This is a genomic window from Micromonospora sp. NPDC048907, from assembly GCF_055586885.1.
In genome coordinates, this window is record NZ_JBVJHI010000006.1 from 475,885 (window position 1) to 491,959 (window position 16,075).

General features: G+C 74.7%; 15 protein-coding genes and 1 pseudogene. 7 read left to right on the forward strand and 9 right to left on the reverse strand.

Annotated elements, in window-relative coordinates:
• Window positions 1-27: 27 nt before the first annotated feature.
• The 3 genes from ACZ6PY_RS23655 to ACZ6PY_RS23665 all read right to left on the reverse strand — a co-directional run bounded on the left by ACZ6PY_RS23655 (window position 28) and on the right by ACZ6PY_RS23665 (window position 4,813).
• Window positions 28-2,094 carry a 3-hydroxyacyl-CoA dehydrogenase NAD-binding domain-containing protein gene (locus tag ACZ6PY_RS23655; protein WP_466075044.1) on the reverse strand — a complete coding sequence of 689 codons (2,067 nt, stop codon included), beginning with the start codon at window positions 2,092-2,094 and terminating at the stop codon, window positions 28-30.
• Window positions 2,091-3,287 (reverse strand): thiolase family protein, encoded by a 1,197-nt coding sequence (locus ACZ6PY_RS23660; protein WP_313722366.1) that lies wholly within the window; start codon window positions 3,285-3,287, stop codon window positions 2,091-2,093. Before ACZ6PY_RS23660 ends, ACZ6PY_RS23655 begins: the two co-directional genes overlap by 4 nt.
• Window positions 3,288-3,490: 203 nt before the next feature.
• Entirely contained in the window at window positions 3,491-4,813 is a 1,323-nt protein-coding gene (locus tag ACZ6PY_RS23665) for a ribonuclease D (RefSeq protein WP_466075046.1), read from the reverse strand.
• 625 nt (window positions 4,814-5,438) lie between these two features.
• Here ACZ6PY_RS23665 and ACZ6PY_RS23670 point away from each other — a divergent pair.
• Window positions 5,439-6,599, forward strand: a pseudogene (locus ACZ6PY_RS23670) (S1C family serine protease); the annotation flags it as partial.
• A gap of 124 nt (window positions 6,600-6,723) precedes the next feature.
• Window positions 6,724-7,617 carry a hypothetical protein gene (locus tag ACZ6PY_RS23675; RefSeq protein WP_466075048.1) on the forward strand — a complete coding sequence of 298 codons (894 nt, stop codon included), beginning with the start codon at window positions 6,724-6,726 and terminating at the stop codon, window positions 7,615-7,617.
• 81 nt (window positions 7,618-7,698) lie between these two features.
• Here the strand turns inward: ACZ6PY_RS23675 and ACZ6PY_RS23680 are convergent, their stop codons facing one another.
• Complete coding sequence (locus ACZ6PY_RS23680; RefSeq protein WP_313722363.1) at window positions 7,699-8,271, reverse strand: DUF3000 domain-containing protein; 573 nt, start codon at window positions 8,269-8,271, stop codon at window positions 7,699-7,701.
• A 192-nt stretch (window positions 8,272-8,463) separates the two neighbouring features.
• Between ACZ6PY_RS23680 and hemE the strand changes: the two genes are divergently transcribed.
• Genes hemE through hemQ form a run of 3 tightly spaced genes read left to right on the forward strand, consistent with a single transcriptional unit; the run spans window position 8,464 to window position 11,675 of the window.
• Complete coding sequence (gene hemE, locus ACZ6PY_RS23685) at window positions 8,464-9,555, forward strand: uroporphyrinogen decarboxylase (RefSeq protein WP_466075051.1); 1,092 nt, start codon at window positions 8,464-8,466, stop codon at window positions 9,553-9,555.
• Between the two features lie 12 nt (window positions 9,556-9,567).
• On the forward strand, window positions 9,568-10,977 hold the full coding sequence (hemG, locus tag ACZ6PY_RS23690; RefSeq protein ID WP_466075053.1) for a protoporphyrinogen oxidase: 1,410 nt from the start codon (window positions 9,568-9,570) through the stop codon (window positions 10,975-10,977).
• The gene (gene hemQ / locus ACZ6PY_RS23695) at window positions 10,974-11,675 is read left to right on the forward strand and encodes a hydrogen peroxide-dependent heme synthase (protein ID WP_466075055.1); all 702 of its coding nucleotides are present in this window, start codon (window positions 10,974-10,976) and stop codon (window positions 11,673-11,675) included. The genes hemG and hemQ overlap by 4 nt, the downstream gene beginning before the upstream one ends.
• Before the next feature lie 46 nt (window positions 11,676-11,721).
• On the opposite strand, the gene ACZ6PY_RS23700 is transcribed toward hemQ, so the two are convergent.
• From ACZ6PY_RS23700 to ACZ6PY_RS23710, 3 genes are all read right to left on the reverse strand, one after another.
• Entirely contained in the window at window positions 11,722-12,831 is a 1,110-nt protein-coding gene (locus ACZ6PY_RS23700) for a lytic polysaccharide monooxygenase auxiliary activity family 9 protein (protein ID WP_466075057.1), read from the reverse strand.
• A 130-nt stretch (window positions 12,832-12,961) separates the two neighbouring features.
• A complete protein-coding gene (locus tag ACZ6PY_RS23705; protein WP_466075059.1) occupies window positions 12,962-13,411 on the reverse strand; it encodes a GNAT family N-acetyltransferase in 450 nt (149 codons plus the stop codon).
• Window positions 13,412-13,441: 30 nt separating this feature from the next.
• Complete coding sequence (locus ACZ6PY_RS23710; protein WP_466075061.1) at window positions 13,442-13,702, reverse strand: Prokaryotic metallothionein; 261 nt, start codon at window positions 13,700-13,702, stop codon at window positions 13,442-13,444.
• A 157-nt stretch (window positions 13,703-13,859) separates the two neighbouring features.
• On the opposite strand from ACZ6PY_RS23710, the gene ACZ6PY_RS23715 reads away from it, so the two are divergent.
• Complete coding sequence (locus ACZ6PY_RS23715; protein ID WP_466075063.1) at window positions 13,860-14,135, forward strand: isoamylase early set domain-containing protein; 276 nt, start codon at window positions 13,860-13,862, stop codon at window positions 14,133-14,135.
• A gap of 7 nt (window positions 14,136-14,142) precedes the next feature.
• On the opposite strand, the gene ACZ6PY_RS23720 is transcribed toward ACZ6PY_RS23715, so the two are convergent.
• Window positions 14,143-14,514 (reverse strand): hypothetical protein, encoded by a 372-nt coding sequence (locus ACZ6PY_RS23720; protein WP_466075065.1) that lies wholly within the window; start codon window positions 14,512-14,514, stop codon window positions 14,143-14,145.
• Window positions 14,515-14,550: 36 nt separating this feature from the next.
• The gene (msrB, locus tag ACZ6PY_RS23725) at window positions 14,551-14,961 is read right to left on the reverse strand and encodes a peptide-methionine (R)-S-oxide reductase MsrB (RefSeq protein WP_466075067.1); all 411 of its coding nucleotides are present in this window, start codon (window positions 14,959-14,961) and stop codon (window positions 14,551-14,553) included.
• A gap of 47 nt (window positions 14,962-15,008) precedes the next feature.
• Here msrB and ligD point away from each other — a divergent pair, with 47 nt between their 5' ends.
• Window positions 15,009-16,037, forward strand: coding sequence for a non-homologous end-joining DNA ligase (gene ligD, locus ACZ6PY_RS23730; protein WP_466075069.1), 1,029 nt, complete (start codon window positions 15,009-15,011; stop codon window positions 16,035-16,037).
• Window positions 16,038-16,075 lie beyond the last annotated feature (38 nt).

Sequence of the window (16,075 nt, forward strand, 5' to 3'; positions counted from 1 at the left end):
GCGATCGTGGGGGAGCGGCGGTGGGGATCAGCCGCGCAGGCTCGCGACCCCGCGCGGCAGGAACCGGCGGCCGGTGACCCGCTCGGCGGTGCCGGTCCGGTCCAGGTACGGCGTGACGCCGCCCAGGTGGAACGGCCAGCCGGCGCCGAGGATCATGCACAGGTCGATGTCCTGCGCCTCGGCGACGACGCCCTCGTCGAGCATCAGCCGGATCTCCTCGGCGAGCGCGTCCAGCGCGTTCTGCCGGACCTGCTCCGCGGTGAGCGGCTGGTCGCCGACCACGAGCAGCTTGGCGACCTCCTCGTTGACCTGGTCGTCGACCACGATCGGCTGGCCCGAGTCGGCGATCCGCTTGAGGTTCTCGCTGACGCCGAAGCGGTCCGGGAACGCGGTGTGCAGGGTGCCGCCCACGTGGTAGGCCACGGCCGGGCCGACCAGCTGGAGCAGGGCGAGCGGGCGCATCGGCAGGCCCAGCGGGTCCAGCGCGCTGTTCGCCACGTCCAGCGGGGTGCCCTGGTCGACGGCGGCGAAGACGGTGCCGAGGAAGCGGGTCAGCAGCCGGTTGACCACGAACGCCGGAGCGTCCTTGACCAGCACGCTGGACTTCTTCAGCTGCCTGCCGACCGCGAACGCGGTCGCGAGGGTGGCGTCGTCGGTCCGCTCGCCGCGGACGATCTCCAGCAGCGGCAGCACGGCGACCGGGTTGAAGAAGTGGAAGCCGACCACCCGCTCGGGGTGCTCCAGGTCGGCGGCCATCTCGGTGATCGACAGGCTGGAGGTGTTGGTGGCGAGCACCGCCTCCGGCTTGACGATCTTCTCCAGCTCGGCCCAGACCTGCTTCTTGACGCCCAGGTCCTCGAACACCGCCTCGATGACGAAGTCGGCGTCGGCGAAGACGGACTTGTCGACCGAGCCGCTGACCAGGCCGTACAGCTTGGCCGCCGTGCCCTTGTCCATCCGGCCCTTGCTGACGGCCTTCTCGATCTGGGTGTGCACGTAGCCGACGCCCTTGTCCACCCGGGACTGGTCCAGGTCGGTCATGACGACCGGCACCTGGAGGCGGCGGGCGAAGAGCAGGGCGAGCTGGCTGGCCATCAGGCCGGCGCCCACGATGCCCACCTTGGTGACCGGCCGGGCCAGGCCCTTGTCCGGCGCGCCGGCGGGCCGCTTGGCCCGCCGCTGCACCAGGTCGAAGGCGTACAGGCCGCTGCGCAGCTCCTCGGAGAAGACCAGGTCGGCCAGCGCCTCGTCCTCGGCCGCGGTGCCGGCCGCGAAGTCGGCGTCCTTCGCGGTCTCCAGCAGGTCCAGCGCCTTGTACGCGGCCGGGACCGCGCCGTGCAGTCGCTGGTCCAGGGTCTGCCGGGCGAAGTAGAGCACGCCCGCCCACATGTCCTTGTCGACCTCGGGACGGGTCACGCTGACCTCGCCCCGGACGACGCCGGCGGCCCACTCCAGCGACCGCTCCAGGAAGTCGGCCGGCTCCAGCAGCACGTCGGCGATGCCCATCTCCGCCGCCTGCTTCGGCTTGAGCATCTTGTTCTGCATCAGCGGGTTCTGCAGGATCACCTGCGTCGCGGCCGGGATGCCGATCAGGTTCGGCAGCAGCTGGGTGCCGCCCCAGCCGGGGACCAGGCCGAGCGAGACCTCGGGCAGCGCCAGGGCCGCCGCGCCCGCCGACAGGGTCCGGTAGTGGCAGTGCAGGGCCAGCTCCAGGCCGCCGCCCATCGCCGCGCCGTTCACGAAGGCGAAGGTGGGGACGGTGCTGTCCTTGAGCCGGGCGAAGACCCGGTGGCCCAGCCGGCCGACCTCCAGCGCCTGCTCGCGGTTCTCCAGCGCCGGCAGGCTGGTGATGTCCGCGCCGACACAGAAGATGTACGGCTTGCCGGTCACCGCGACGAACGCGGGGTCCGCCGCCAGGGCGGCGGTGATCGCCTCGTCCAGGCTGGTCAGGCCGCCCGGGCCGAAGCTGTTCGGCTTGGTGTGGTCGAAGCCGTTGTCCAGGGTGATGAGGGCGGCGGGACGGTCCAGCCCCGGTACGTTCACCCGGCGCAGCAGCGCCTTGGTGACGACCTCGTTCGGTGCGGCGAGGCTCACTTGTCTCCACCCTCCCAGTGCGGGTTCTCCCAGATGACGGTGCCGCCCATGCCGATGCCGATGCACATGGCGGTGAGGCCGTAGCGGACCTCGGGGTGCTCGGCGAACTGCCGGGCGAGCTGGGTCATCAGCCGGACCCCGGAGGAGGCGAGCGGGTGACCGATGGCGATCGCGCCGCCCCACGGGTTGACCCGCGGGTCGTCGTCGGCGATGCCGAAGTGGTCGAGGAAGGCGAGCACCTGCACGGCGAAGGCCTCGTTCAGCTCGAACAGGCCGATGTCGTCGATGCTCAGGCCGGCGATGCGCAGCGCCTTCTCGGTCGACGGGATCGGGCCGACGCCCATCACCTCGGGCTCGACGCCGACGAAGCCGTACGACACCAGCCGCATGCCGATCGGCAGGCCCAGCTCGCGGGCGGTCTCCTCGGCGACGAGCAGGGCCGCGGTGGCGCCGTCGTTCAGGCCGGCCGCGTTGCCCGCGGTGACCTTCCCGTGCGGGCGGAACGGGGTCTTCAGGGTGGCGAGCTTCTCCAGCGAGGTCTCCCGGGGAGCCTCGTCGGTGGTGGCCAGGCCCCAGCCGGCCTCCGGGTCGCGGATCGCCACCGGCACCAGGTCGCCCTGGAGCTTGCCGTTGGCGTACGCCTTGGCGGTCTTCTGCTGGGAGGCGAGCGCGAACGCGTCGGTGCGCTCCTTGGTGATGTGCGGGACCCGGTCGTGCAGGTTCTCCGCGGTGGCGCCCATGACCAGCGCGGACGGGTCGACCAGCTTCTCCGCGATGATCCGCGGGTTGGGGTCGACGCCCTCGCCCATCGGGTGCCGGCCCATGTGCTCGACACCGCCGGCGATGGCCACGTCGTACGCGCCCACGGCGATGCCGCTGGCGACGGTGGTGACGGCGGTCATCGCGCCGGCGCACATCCGGTCGATGGCGAAGCCGGGCACCGTCTTGGGCAGGCCGGCCAGCAGGGCGGCGGTGCGGCCGATGGTCAGGCCCTGGTCGCCGATCTGGGTGGTGGCCGCGATGGCGACCTCCTCCACCTTCTCCGGCGGGAGCTGCGGGTTGCGCCGCATCAGCTCGCGGATGCAGCGGATCACCAGGTCGTCGGCGCGGGTGTTGGCGTACATGCCACCCGCCTTGCCGAACGGGGTGCGGACGCCGTCGACGAAGACGACATCGCGAACTTCACGGGGCACTTGGAGCCTCCTAGCCGGCACTGGCGTTTCCCCGGATGCTACTCGCCAGTAACCACCGCCGACACCACCCCCCGTGTGGTCAACCCCACACAGCCCGCGCTCGCGGTCGCCCGGTCGATCATGAGGTTGGCGGCGATGTCGATCTCCGAAACTGCCGCCAACCTCATGATCGACGCTGGGACCGGGGTCCGGTCCGGGTCCGGTCAGGAGGTGGGGAGGTGCAGGGCCTCCGTCAGGGCCGGGAGGAGGAGGGTGATCTGCCATTCGCGGGCGCCGAAGGTGCGCAGGGTCTCCGCGACCGTGTCGTCGGTGACCTCCTCGGGCGGTTGCCAGGCCAGGCGGCGGATGTAGTCCGGGGCGATCAGGTTCTCCGGCGGCAGGTGGTGCGCGCCGGCCGTGCCGACCACCACCTCCCGGCAGCGGGCCAGGCGGCCGGCCGCCACCGGGTCCCGCTCCGCCCACCGGTGCGGCGGCGGCGGTCCCTCCACCACCGGGTTCACCGGCAGGGCGTCGTCCGGCAGCTGGCGCGCGTCGTCCAGGGCCGCCAGCCAGGTACGCGCCAGCCGGCGCACCGAACGGCCACCGAACCCGGGGAGGGTCAGCAGGGTCTTCTCGTCCTTCGGGTCCAGCTCCGCGGCCGCCACGATGGCCGAGTCCGGCAGCACCCGGCCCGGTGCCGCGTCCCGCCGCGCCGCGATCTGGTCCCGCGCGTACCACAGCGAGCGCACCCGGGCCTGGGCCCGCGCGCCCCGCACCCGGTGGATGCCCGAGGTGCGGCGCCACGGCTCGGCCCGCACCCGGGGCGGGCGGGCGCCGTTGCGCACCAGCGCGGCGAACTCCTCCGCCGCCCACGCCGACTTGCCCTGCTTGGCCAGCTCCTCGTCGAGCGCGTCGCGCAGGTCGACCAGCAGCTCCACGTCCAGTGCCGCGTACGTCAACCAGGACTCCGGCAGCGGCCGGCTCGACCAGTCCGCCGCGGAGTGGTGCTTCTCCAGGCTGTAGCCGAGCACCTGCTCGGTCAGCGCGGCCAGACCCACCCGCTCGAAGCCGGCCAGCCGGGCGGCCAGCTCGGTGTCGAACAGCCGGCGCGGGCGCAGGCCCAGCTCGGCGAGGCAGGCGAGATCCTGACTGGCGGCGTGCAGCACCCACTCCGCCCCGGCGATCACACCGTCGAGGGCGGTCAGGTCGGGCAGCGGCAGCGGGTCGATCAGCGCCGTGCCGGAGCCCGCCCGGCGCAGCTGCACCAGGTAGGCGCGCTGGCTGTAGCGGTAGCCGGAGGCACGCTCGGCGTCCAGGGCCACCGGGCCGGTGCCGGCCGCGAAGCGGGCCACGACCTCGTCGAGCTCGCTCGGAGTGGCCACCGGCGCGGGCGTGCCCTCGCGCGGGGCGGTCAGCGGGACGGGCCCGCCGGCGGTGGGTTCGGTCCCCGCGTCCGCCGGCTCCGGCGTGGCCGAGGACGGATGCGGCGACGCCTCTTCCGTACGGCTTTCGGCGGCCCGACGGCGCAGGGGTGGTTCGTCGGTCACCTGACAACCCTAGTGCGCCGGGCGATCCGGTGTGCGCAGCCGGTCGGGCGCGTGTCGGCCGGATGTCCCGCAGGTGTCGTGACCGGGTCGGGTTGCGCCGGGGTGGCAGGGTCGGACACCGGGGGAGACAAACCCCGTTCACGCAGGTACGGTCCATCGAGCCGCGGGCCGCGAGGGGATGCCGGGTGGCGGTGCGGGCACGGGGGAGGACAGGGCGATCATGACGGGCGTCTACGGAGCCGGGGACGGCGTGCCGGGGCGGGGCGGCGACGAGACCGCCGCACCGGAGCGGGCCGGGGCCGACCGGCCGGGGCCGCTGCCGCCGCGCATCGTCCCACCGACCGGCCACGCCACCGTGCCCACCCAGCCCGCCGGGCCGGCCCCGGGCCTTCCGGGCGCGCCCGCCGACGGCTTCCCGCCGGGCGGCGCCACGGCCGGGCCCGGGGCGGCCTACGGCTCTCCGCCCGCCGCCCCCGCCGCGGGCTTCGGCTCCGCACCCGCCGCCTTTGGCGCGCCGCCCGCTGCCTCCGGCTCCGCGCCCGCCGCATTCGGCGCGGCGCCCGCTGCTTCCGGCTCCGCATCCGCTGCCTTTGGCGAGGCGCCCGCCGCCTCCGGCGCGGCGCCCGGTGCGCCGGGCGCCAGCCAGCCGGGTGCCGGGGCCGCGTGGTCGGCGGCGCCGAACAGCGGTCAGTGGGGCGGGCCGGCCGCACCGACCCCGCGCACTCCCGGCGATTGGCCGCCCGCACAGCCGGGCGCCGTTCCGGGTCAGTTCGCCGGCCAGCCCGGCGTCGCCGCACCACCGGCCCCGGCGTCCGGCCCGGCTTACCCGGGTCAGCCCACGTCCGGCCCGGCCTACCCGGTTCAGCCCACGTCCGGCCCGGCCTACCTGGGTCAGCCCACGTCCGGTCCGGCGTACCCGGGTCAGCCCGCGTCCGGTCCGGCGTACCCGGGTCAGGCTGCCGGCGGGCTGCTGCCGGTGCCGCCCGGCGGGCACCCCGAGCGGTCCGGGCGGGGGCGGCGGCTGCCGGTGGTGGCGCTCGTCCTGGCCGGGATCCTGGCGCTGGTGGCGGGCCTGCAGGCGTACCAGATCCACCGGCTGGACGACCGGCTCGCCGCCACCGACCGGCGGCTGGCCGAGGCCCAGGGCGCGGCCGCCGGCCGGCTCGACGGCCTGGAGGAGCGGGCGGGCGTCCTGGAGAAGCAGGCCGGGGCGGCGTTCAACCCGGAGGCCGTGGCGAGCGCGGTGCTGCCCAGCGTGTTCCGGGTCCGGGCCGGCCAGTTCACCGGCACGGCCTTCGCCATCGGCAAGGCGCCCTCCGGCGGCGGCACCACGCTGCTCACCAACTTCCACGTGGTGGAGGCGGTGTTCACCGCGGGCGACCGCAAGGTCTTCCTGGAGCGCACCGACCAGCGGTTCGAGGCGACCATCGTCGAGGTCGACAAGGACAAGGACCTCGCCCACCTGCGCACCACCGCGAAGTTCACCGGCCTGGTGGCGGCGCGTACCCCGGTCAAGTCCGGGCAGCAGATCGTGGTGGTCGGCGCGCCGCTCGGCCTCCAGGACAGTGTCACCACCGGCGTGGTGAGCGCGTTCCGCAAGGACGAGGGCGGCTCCGGTCCGGTGATCCAGTTCGACGCGCCGATCAACCCCGGCAACTCCGGCGGTCCGGTGATCAACGGCTCGAAGGAGGTCGTGGGGATCGCCACGGCCAAGGCCCGGGACGCCGAGGGCATCGGCCTGGCGGTGCCGATCAAGACCGCGTGCGACCGCTTCAAGCTCTGCTGACCGGCGCGCCGCCGGCGGCTTGACCGCGTACCGCACCGTCGAGGCGGGGGCCCGACCCCGCCGACCGCAGACCCCGGCCCTACGGGCCACCCCGCGGGGGACCAGCAAACCTGGAGGAAGAACCATGTCCCAGCCACCGACCGGAGCGGGCGGCTACCCGCCCCAGCCGCCGGGGGGCACCGTCTACGGCAGCCCGTACGGGGTGCAGCCGGAGCCCCCGCAGCACGGGGCGGCCCAGCCCGACCCCACCCTGCCGCAGCCCACCGCCCCGGTGCCCGGGCAGTACGCGCCAGGCGCCGCCGCACCGGCCCCGCCGCCCGGTGCCCCGTTCTCCGCGCCGGGCTACCCGCAGCCCATGTCGGCCCCGCCGACCTCCGGCGCGGGCGCCGCGCCCGGCTACCCGCAGCCCATGTCCGCCCCGCCGACCTCCGTGCCGCCGGTCTCCGGCGCCGCCCCGGCGCCCGGCTACCCGCAGCCGATGTCGGCCCCGCCGGGCTACCCGCAGCCGATGTCGGCCCCGCCGGGCTACCCGCAGCCGATGTCGGCCCCGCCGGGCTACCCCATGTCGGCCCCGCCCGGCTCGGCGCCGCCCTACGGGGCGCCGGCGGCGGGTGGCGGCAGGGGGCGGGCCGCCCTGATCCTGGGCATCGTCGCCGGGCTGCTCCTGGTCCTCGGCGGCGTGATGACCGGCCTCTACGTGACCACCAACGGCAAGCTGCACAAGGCCGAGCAGCAGGTCAGCCAGCGGGACGGCACGATCACCGCGAACCGGCAGGAGATCGACAAGCTCAAGGGTGACCTCCAGACCGTCCGCGACCGGCTCGCCGACACCGAGCAGGACCTGACCGGCACCAAGAACGACCGGGACGAGCAGGCCCGCCAGAAGAAGGTCATCGGGAGCTGCCTGGACAAGCTGACCGCGGCCATCGCGGCGGCGTCCCGGGGCGACAAGGCGGGCTTCGACGCCGCCAACAAGGGTTTGGACAAGGTCTGCGACGAGGCCGAGAACTACCTCTGACCGGGGTTCACGACGGGCCGCTCCGACCGGTCGGAGCGGCCCTCGTCGTGCCCGGGCACGACGAGGGCGGCGGGCGCGGGGTCAGGCGGCGCCGGCGGGGCGGCGGGTGTGCAGCGCCGTGACGCCGGGTGGGGGGAGGCCGGCCGTCGAGGCGAGCAGGGTGCACCAGCCGAGCAGGTGCGGGGCCAGGTCGGCGCCGAGCGGCGTCCAGGAGGCGCGGATCTCGATGTCGCCCGCGGCGGGCGGCCCGGCCAGCTCGCCGAACCGGGTGGAGAGCGTCTGGGTGACGGTGCCGCCGATGGCCCGGTAACGGGCCTCCTGCGCGTCGAGGGCGTCGGTCAGCCAGGTCCAGCCCACGCCGGGCAGCAGCGGGTCGCTGGCCAGGTCGACCTCCAGCTCGGCGGTCACGTAGGTGACCAGCCGCAGGGTGCCCTGCCACGCCTCGTGCCCGGCCGGGTCGTGCAGCAGGATGAGCCGTCCGGTGGCCACCTCGTCGCCGTCGCGCAGCACGCCGGCGGAGAGCGCGAACGCGTAGGGGGCCAGGCGCTGCGGGGCGCCGACCTCCTCGAGCACGATCTCCGGGCGGCATGTCACCGATCGCAGCCCCGCGACCGCGCGGGCGAACACTTCTGGGAGCGCGATCGGGGGGGCCATGACGGCAGCCTATGCCGCCCCGCGCCGCCCCGTGTGACGGCACGCCGGGCGGTCATCCCGATCTTGCGGACAGGATCGGGTGGGAAGGGGACACGCCGCTGCCGCGGCCGTCGACAAGGGGCCCCTCCTTTCACGTCACAAAAGGCGGCGGTGGTGGCGGGGGGTGTCCGGGCGCGTGGCACGATTGCCGCGATGACCACCGACACCACGGGCACTGCCGCCCGAGACGGAGAACCCCGCCGCGGCGGGCCGGCCGACTCGCCCTTCGTCCGCGCCTGCCGGCGCGAGCCGGGCCCGCACACCCCGGTCTGGTTCATGCGCCAGGCCGGCCGGTCGCTGCCGGAGTACCGCGACATCCGGGCCAACGTGCCGATGCTGGACTCGTGCCGCCGCCCCGAGCTGGTCCGGGAGATCACTCTCCAGCCGGTCCGCCGGCACGGTGTCGACGCGGCCATCCTGTTCAGCGACATCGTGGTGCCGGTGGCCGCCGCCGGTGTCGACCTGGACATCGTGCCCGGCACCGGCCCGGTGGTGGCCGAACCGGTCCGCACCGCCGCCGACGTCGAGCGGATCAACCCGATCGGCCGCGACGAGGTGTCCTACGTGGACGAGGCCGTGCGGCTGCTCGTCGCCGAGCTGGGCGACACCCCGCTGATCGGCTTCGCGGGCGCGCCGTTCACCCTGGCCAGCTATCTGGTCGAGGGCGGCCCGTCGCGGAGCCACGCGAAGACCAAGGCGCTGATGTACGGCGACCCGGAGCTGTGGCACGCGCTCTGCGACCGGCTCGCCGAGGTGACGCTGGCGTTCCTGCGGGTGCAGGTCGACGCCGGGGTCTCCGCGGTGCAGCTCTTCGACTCCTGGGCCGGGGCGCTCTCCGAGGCGGACTACCGCCGCTACGTGCTGCCGCACTCGGCGTACGTGCTGGCCGGCCTGGCCGACGCGGGAGTGCCCCGCATCCACTTCGGGGTGGGCACGGCGGAGCTGCTCGGCGCGATGGGCGAGGCCGGCGCCGACGTGGTCGGCGTGGACTGGCGTACGCCGCTGGACGTGGCGACCCGCCGGATCGGCCCGGACCGGGCCGTGCAGGGCAACCTCGACCCGGCCGTGCTGCTCGCCCCCTGGCCGGTGGTGGAGGCCGAGGTGCGCCGGATCCTCGACGAGGGGCGGGCCGCCCCCGGCCACGTGTTCAACCTCGGGCACGGCGTGCTGCCGGAGACCGACCCGGACGTGCTGACCCGGGTGGTCGCGCTGGTGCACGAGCTGTCCGCGCGGCCGGACGCGTAAGGAGGGACGACCGTGGCGCGACCGTGGCGGGTGGCGATCGTCGGTGGCGGGATCACCGGGCTGGCCGCCGCCGTCCGGTTGCGCGACCGCGCCCCTGCCGGCACCGAGATCACCGTGTACGAGCAGTCCGGCCGCCTCGGCGGCAAGCTGCGCACCGGTGAGCTGGCCGGCGGACCTGTCGAGTTCGGCGCCGAGTCGTTCCTGATGCGCGACCCGGCCGGCGGGGAGTCGGCCGTGGTGACCCTGGTCCGCCGGCTCGGCCTGGCCGACGCGATCGTGCACCCCACCGTCGGGCAGGCGGCTCTGCTGGTCGACGGCGGGCTGCGCCCGGTCCCGGGCGGCACCCTGGTGGGCGTACCCGGGGATCTGGACCGGGTGGCGGCGGTGGCACGGCCGGCCGCGGCGGCCGACCGGGACGGCGGCGCGCCGCTGCTCCCGCCGGACGCCGACGTGTCGGTCGGCGCGCTGGTCCGCGACCGGCTCGGCGACGAGGTGGTGGACCGGCTGGTCGACCCCATGCTCGGCGGCGTCTACGCCGGCCGGGCCGACGACCTGTCGCTGGTCACCACCATGCCGGCGCTGGCCCGCGCGGCCCGGGTCGAGCACACCCTGGTCGGTGCGGTCCGCGCCGCGCAGGCCGCCGCCCCGCGCGCCCCCGGCGCCCCGGTCTTCGGCACGCTGGCCGGCGGGCTGAGCACGCTCGTCGACGCGGCGGCGCGGGAGAGCGGGGCGACGGTCCGCCGGGACGCCGCGGTGCGCGAGCTGCACCGCACCCCGACCGGCTGGCGCCTCACCGTCGGTCCGACCCGGGACCCTCAGTTCGTCGAGGCCGACGCCGTGCTGCTCGCCGTGCCGGCCCGCCCGGCCGCCCGGCTGCTCGCCGGCCCGGCCCCGGAGGTCGCGGCGACCGTCGGCGCGCTGGACTACGCCAGCGTCGCGCTGGTCACCATGGCCCTGCCCGAGCCGGAGCTGCCCGAGCTGTCCGGCTTCCTGGTGCCCGCCACCGAGGGGCTGCTCGTCAAGGCGTCCACCTTCTTCACCACGAAGTGGGGGCACCTGCGCCGGCCGGACGGGCTCGCCCTGGTCCGCGCCTCGGTGGGTCGGTACGGCGAGGAGGCCTCGCTCCAGCTCGCCGACGACGACCTGGTCGCCACCGTGCACCGGGAGCTGTCGAAGGTGCTCGGCACGCCGCTGCCCGCACCGGTGGCCCGGCACGTGCAGCGGTGGGGCGGGGCCCTGCCGCAGTACACCCCCGGCCACCTCGGCCGGGTGGCGGCGGTCCGGGCGGCCCTGCGGGCCGCCCAGCCGACGCTGGCCCTGGCCGGGGCCGGCTACGACGGCGTCGGCATCCCGGTCTGCGTCCGCTCCGGCGAGACGGCGGCCGAAGAGATCATCACTGCACTGGGAGGATCGGCAGCATGACGGAGCAGACCAACGCGGCCCGGCTGCGGGAGCTGAACGACACCATCCGCTACACCATGTGGTCGGTCTACCGGGCCACCAGCCCTCTCCCGTCGCTGCGCGAGAACGTCGTGGCCGAGGTCGAGTCGCTCTTCGAGGAACTGGCCGGCAAGGACGTGACCGTCCGCGGCACGTACGACGTGGCCGGCCTGCGCGCCGACGCGGACCTCATGATCTGGTGGCACTCGTCCTCCAGCGACGCCCTCCAGGACGCCTACCTGCGGTTCCGGCGCACCACGCTGGGCCGGGCGCTGACCCCCGTCTGGTCGCAGATGGCGCTGCACCGGCCGGCCGAGTTCAACAAGAGCCACATCCCGGCGTTCCTGGCCAACGAGGAGCCCCGCGCCTACCTCTGCGTCTACCCGTTCGTCCGCTCGTACGAGTGGTACCTGCTGCCCGACGCCGAGCGGCGTGAGCTGCTGGCCGAGCACGGCAAGATGGCCCGGGGCTACCCGGACGTGCGCGCCAACACGGTCGCCTCGTTCGCCCTGGGCGACTACGAGTGGATGCTCGCCTTCGAGGCCGACGAGCTGCACCGGATCGTCGACCTCATGCGTGACCTGCGCGCCTCCGGCGCCCGCCGGCACGTGCGCGAGGAGATCCCCTTCTACACGGGCCGCCGCCGCTCGATCGCCGACCTCGTGACCTGCCTGGTCTGACCGTGCCCGGCCGGGGCCGCGAGCCGCGACCCCGGCCGGACGGCGGTCAGGCGACCGTGGTGCAGGAGACGTTCCCCGGCACCGGGTTGCTCGCGCCCGACGAGCCGACGAAGCCGAACGACGTGCTCGCCCCCGCGGCGAGGGTGCCGTTGTAGGCGACGTTGCGGGCGGTGACAAGCGTCCCGTTGGTGCTCACCGTGGCGTTCCACACCGAGCCGACCTGCTGGCCGTTGGCGTAGTTCCAGCTCACCGACCAGCCCCGGACCGGTGACCCGCCGTTGGTCACCTGCACCTCGGCCTGGAAGCCGCCGCTCCACTGCCCGGTGATCCGGTAGGTCGCCGTGCAGGCGCCGGCCGGGTTCGGCGTCGTGGGCGGGGTGGTCGTCGGCGGGGTCGTGGTCGGGGGCGGCGTGGTGGGCGGGGTGGTGGTGGGCGGCGGCGTCGTCGGCGGGGTGGTCGAGCCGCCGCCGAAGTCCACGTCGCTGCACAGGTAGTACGACTGGTCCAGGTGGCTGGCCTGCCAGATGGTGTAGACGACGTGCCGGCCGCTCCGGCCCGGCGCGTTCGCCGGCACCTGGATCGACACGCCCTGGCTCTCCGGCGTCCACTGGCTGGCCGGGGTGTTGCCGATCTGGCCGACCAGCTCCAGGTCGCTCCAGCGCAGCGGCGTGGTGAGCGCGTTGTAGCCCTGCTTCGTCACGTACACCCGGATGTAGTCGGCGCCGTGGCTGGCCTGGTCGTACAGCTTGATCCGGAAGTTGGTGGTCACCGGCGAGGTCTTCCAGGCGCCGACGGTGTCGAGGGCGTTGTAGCGCCCACTGGCGGTGCGCCCGCCGCTGCACAGCTGGCCGTCCGGGATGGCCGCCTGGTGGTTGCCGGCGACGCCCTCCCGGAACAGGCCGTTCCAGTTCCACATGGCGTTCGGGTCGGCCTGCCAGGCCTGCCAGCACATCGGGTCCTGGGTGGCCATCGCCGGGTTCTGGAAGTCACTGCCCCAGCGCTGCCAGCAGCCGTAGTTGCGCGACGCCGGGTCGACCACCGACCCGTGCGCCGAGGCCGGGCCGGACAGGGCGGTGGTGAGCAGCGCGGCGACGACCGCGCAGACGCTCAGGATCGCCGCCACGATCGGGGCGCGGCGGCGGTGCGGAGTGGACATGGTGAGCCTCCGGGGTGGGGGTGTCGGTTGCACGACGCCCGGACGGTGCGGGAGTTGCCCCCTCCCGCGGCTCGCGTGGCGGCTCCGCCTGGCACGCTGCCACAGGAAAGCGGTATCCGTCAATGTCTGCTCAGGCGGCGGCGCGGCCCTCCCGCCGCATCGGCGTGTGCGGGATCCCGTCCTCGACGTAGCCGGGGCCGCTCACCGCGAAGCCGTGGCCGGCGTAGAAGCCGACCAGGTGGGTCTGCGCCTCCAGCACGCACGGGCCGTCGCCCACCACCGCCAGGGCCTCGGTCATGAGCGCCCCGGCCAGGCCCGCGCCGCGGGCCGCGGGCGCCACCACCACCCGGCCGATCCGCGCCACCCCGTCCGGGTCGGCCAGGATCCGCAGGTACGCCACCACGTCGCCGTCCCGGGTCAGCCAGAGGTGCCGGGTGCCGGGTTCGACGTCCCGGCCGTCCAGCTCCGGGTACGGGCAGGACTGCTCCACCACGAACACGTCGATGCGCAGCCGCAGCAGGTCGTGGAAGGTGCGGGCGTCCAGGTCGGCGAAGGCGGCCAGGTGGGACTCGGTAGGCATCCCGCGATGGTAGGCCCGCCCCCGGAGCGCTTACGCGGGGCGGGCGCCGACCGCGTCGCGGACCTCGGCGCCCTGGTCGCCCTCGACCGCCCGCGCGCAGTGGGCGCAGCAGAAGAAGCGGCCGGAGACCTCGACGCCGTGCCCGACGATCTTGATCTGGCAGTGCTCGCAGATCGGTGCCATGCGGTGGATGGCGCACTCGAAGGAGTCGAAGGTGTGCGTGGCCCCGTTGACCGTGCGCACCTCGAACGCCATCCAGTAGTCGTTGCCGCAGACCTCACAGGTAGCCATACGAAACCCCCCGAAAACGGACCCGTCATCCCAGGGTCGGCGAGCGGACACGTCCCGGCAACCGAAACCGGCGAACCTGATCCGGCTCGACGGCGAGTCGTCCCCGGCGTGTCGCGCGTTGGACCTGGTGACCGCCTCGAACCTCGGAGGAACCCCCTTGATCAAGCGCAACAGGCTCTTCGGCAACCAGACCCGGGTCACCTTCTGCCTGCCCCGGGACACCCCGCCCGGCACGGTCAGCGTCGTGGGCTGCTTCAACGACTGGCAGCCCGGCCGGCACGAACTGGTCGCCCGCCGGGACGGCACCCGCACGGTGACGGTCCGGCTCGGCCCCGGGGAGTACCGCTTCCGCTACCTCGCCACCGGCGGCGTCTGGCTGGACGACGAGTCCGCCGACCAGGTCGACGACCGGGGCGGCACCCTCCGGCTCTGACCCGCGGTCAGCGGCCGCGGGCCTGCCGGACCGCGAGCACGAGCGGCAGCAGCGGGACGAAGATCCACAGCTGGCGCGGCGTGTAGTGGCGCAGCTCGGCGGGAACGTCGACGCCGGCCAGCTCCCGCTCCAGCGCGCCCCGTCGGCTCAGGGTGACCGCGTGCAGCGCCAGCGGCACGTAGTTGAGGCCGACCAGCGCCAGGTAGACGCCGAGGGCGGTCCGGACCGGACCGCCCCCGCGCGCCGCCCAGAGTCCGAGCGCGACGCAGCCCACCACGCCGACGACGAACTCCACCAGGATCACCCGGCGCCGGACCGGCGAGCCGGCCGAGCCGTACATGTCCACGGCGGCGAGCCGCCGTACGTCGAGACGGGGCATGACCTCATCAGTAGCGTGCCCGGGCAAGCGGCCGCCTCAGGAGTCCTTCGGCTCCAGCCGGACCGAGATCGAGTTCACGCAGTGCCGGGTGTCCTTCGGGGTGAAGCCCTCGCCCTCGAAGACGTGCCCCAGGTGGCTGTCGCAGCGGGCGCAGCGGATCTCGACCCGTCGCATGCCGAGGGTGTTGTCGGGGATCTCCTTGACCGCCCCGGGGATGGCGTCGTCGAAGCTCGGCCAGCCGCAGTGCGAGTCGAACTTGTCCTCACTGCGGAACAGCTCGGCCCCGCAGGCCCGGCAGTGGTAGACGCCGGGGGTCTTCGTGTCGACGTACTCGCCGGTCCAGGGGCGTTCGGTGCCGGCCTCGCGGAGCACCCGGAACTCCTCGGGGCTCAGCCGGACCCGCCACTCGTCCTCGGTGCGGGGCAGTTCATTGTCGGAAAGACTCACCGGTCAACGGTACGTCGGCCGTCGGTGGCATCGCATAGGGTCGCCCAATGGCTGGCAGCAAGGCCGCAGTCGAGGAGATCGAGGTCGCCGGGCATACCGTCCGGCTGAGCAGCCCCGACCGGATGATCTTCCCGCAGCGCGGCTTCACCAAGGCGGACGTCTTCCACTACTACCTGTCGGTCGGCGAGGGGATCATGCGGGCCCTGCGCGACCGGCCCACCACCCTGCAGCGCTTTCCGGAGGGCATCGAGGGGGAGGCGTTCTTCCAGAAGCGGGTGCCGGCCCGGGGCGTGCCCCCGTGGGTGTCCACCGCGGAGATCAGCTTCCCCAGCGGCCGGAAGGCCGCCGAGCTGTGCCCGGCCGATCTGGCGCACGTGGCCTGGGCCGCACAGATGGGCACCGTGGTGTTCCACCCGTGGCCGGTGCGCGCCGCCGACGTCGACCGTCCCGACGAGCTGCGCATCGACCTGGACCCGCAGCCCGGCACCGACTTCACCCACGCGGCCACCGCCGCCGGTGAGCTGCGCGGGCTGCTCGACGAGCTGGGCGTGACCGGCTGGCCGAAGACCTCCGGCGGCCGGGGCGTGCACGTCTACCTGCGCATCCAGCCGCGCTGGACGTTCGTCGAGGTGCGCCGCGCCACCATCGCGCTGGCCCGCGAGCTGGAACGGCGCCGCCCCGAGCTGGTGACCACCGCCTGGTGGAAGGAGGAGCGGGGCACCCGGGTCTTCGTGGACTTCAACCAGATGGCGCGCGACCGCACCATCGCCTGCGCCTACTCGCTGCGGGCCAACGGGCGGGCCACCGTCTCCACCCCCGTCGAGTGGGCCGAGCTGCCCGACGTCGACCCGGACGACCTCCACCTGGGCAGCGTGCCGGCCCGCTTCGCCGAGCGGGGCGACCCGCACGCCGGCATCGACGACGCCCCGTGGGACATCACCCCGCTGCTGGACTGGGCCGAGCGGGACGCCGCGGCCGGGCAGGGCGACATGCCCTACCCGCCGGAATACCCGAAGATGCCCGGCGAGCCGAAACGGGTGCAGCCCTCCAAGGACCGGGACCGCCCGCGCGCCTGAGCGGTCAGCGCCTCCCCGGCCGGCCCGGCGGTGCGCCG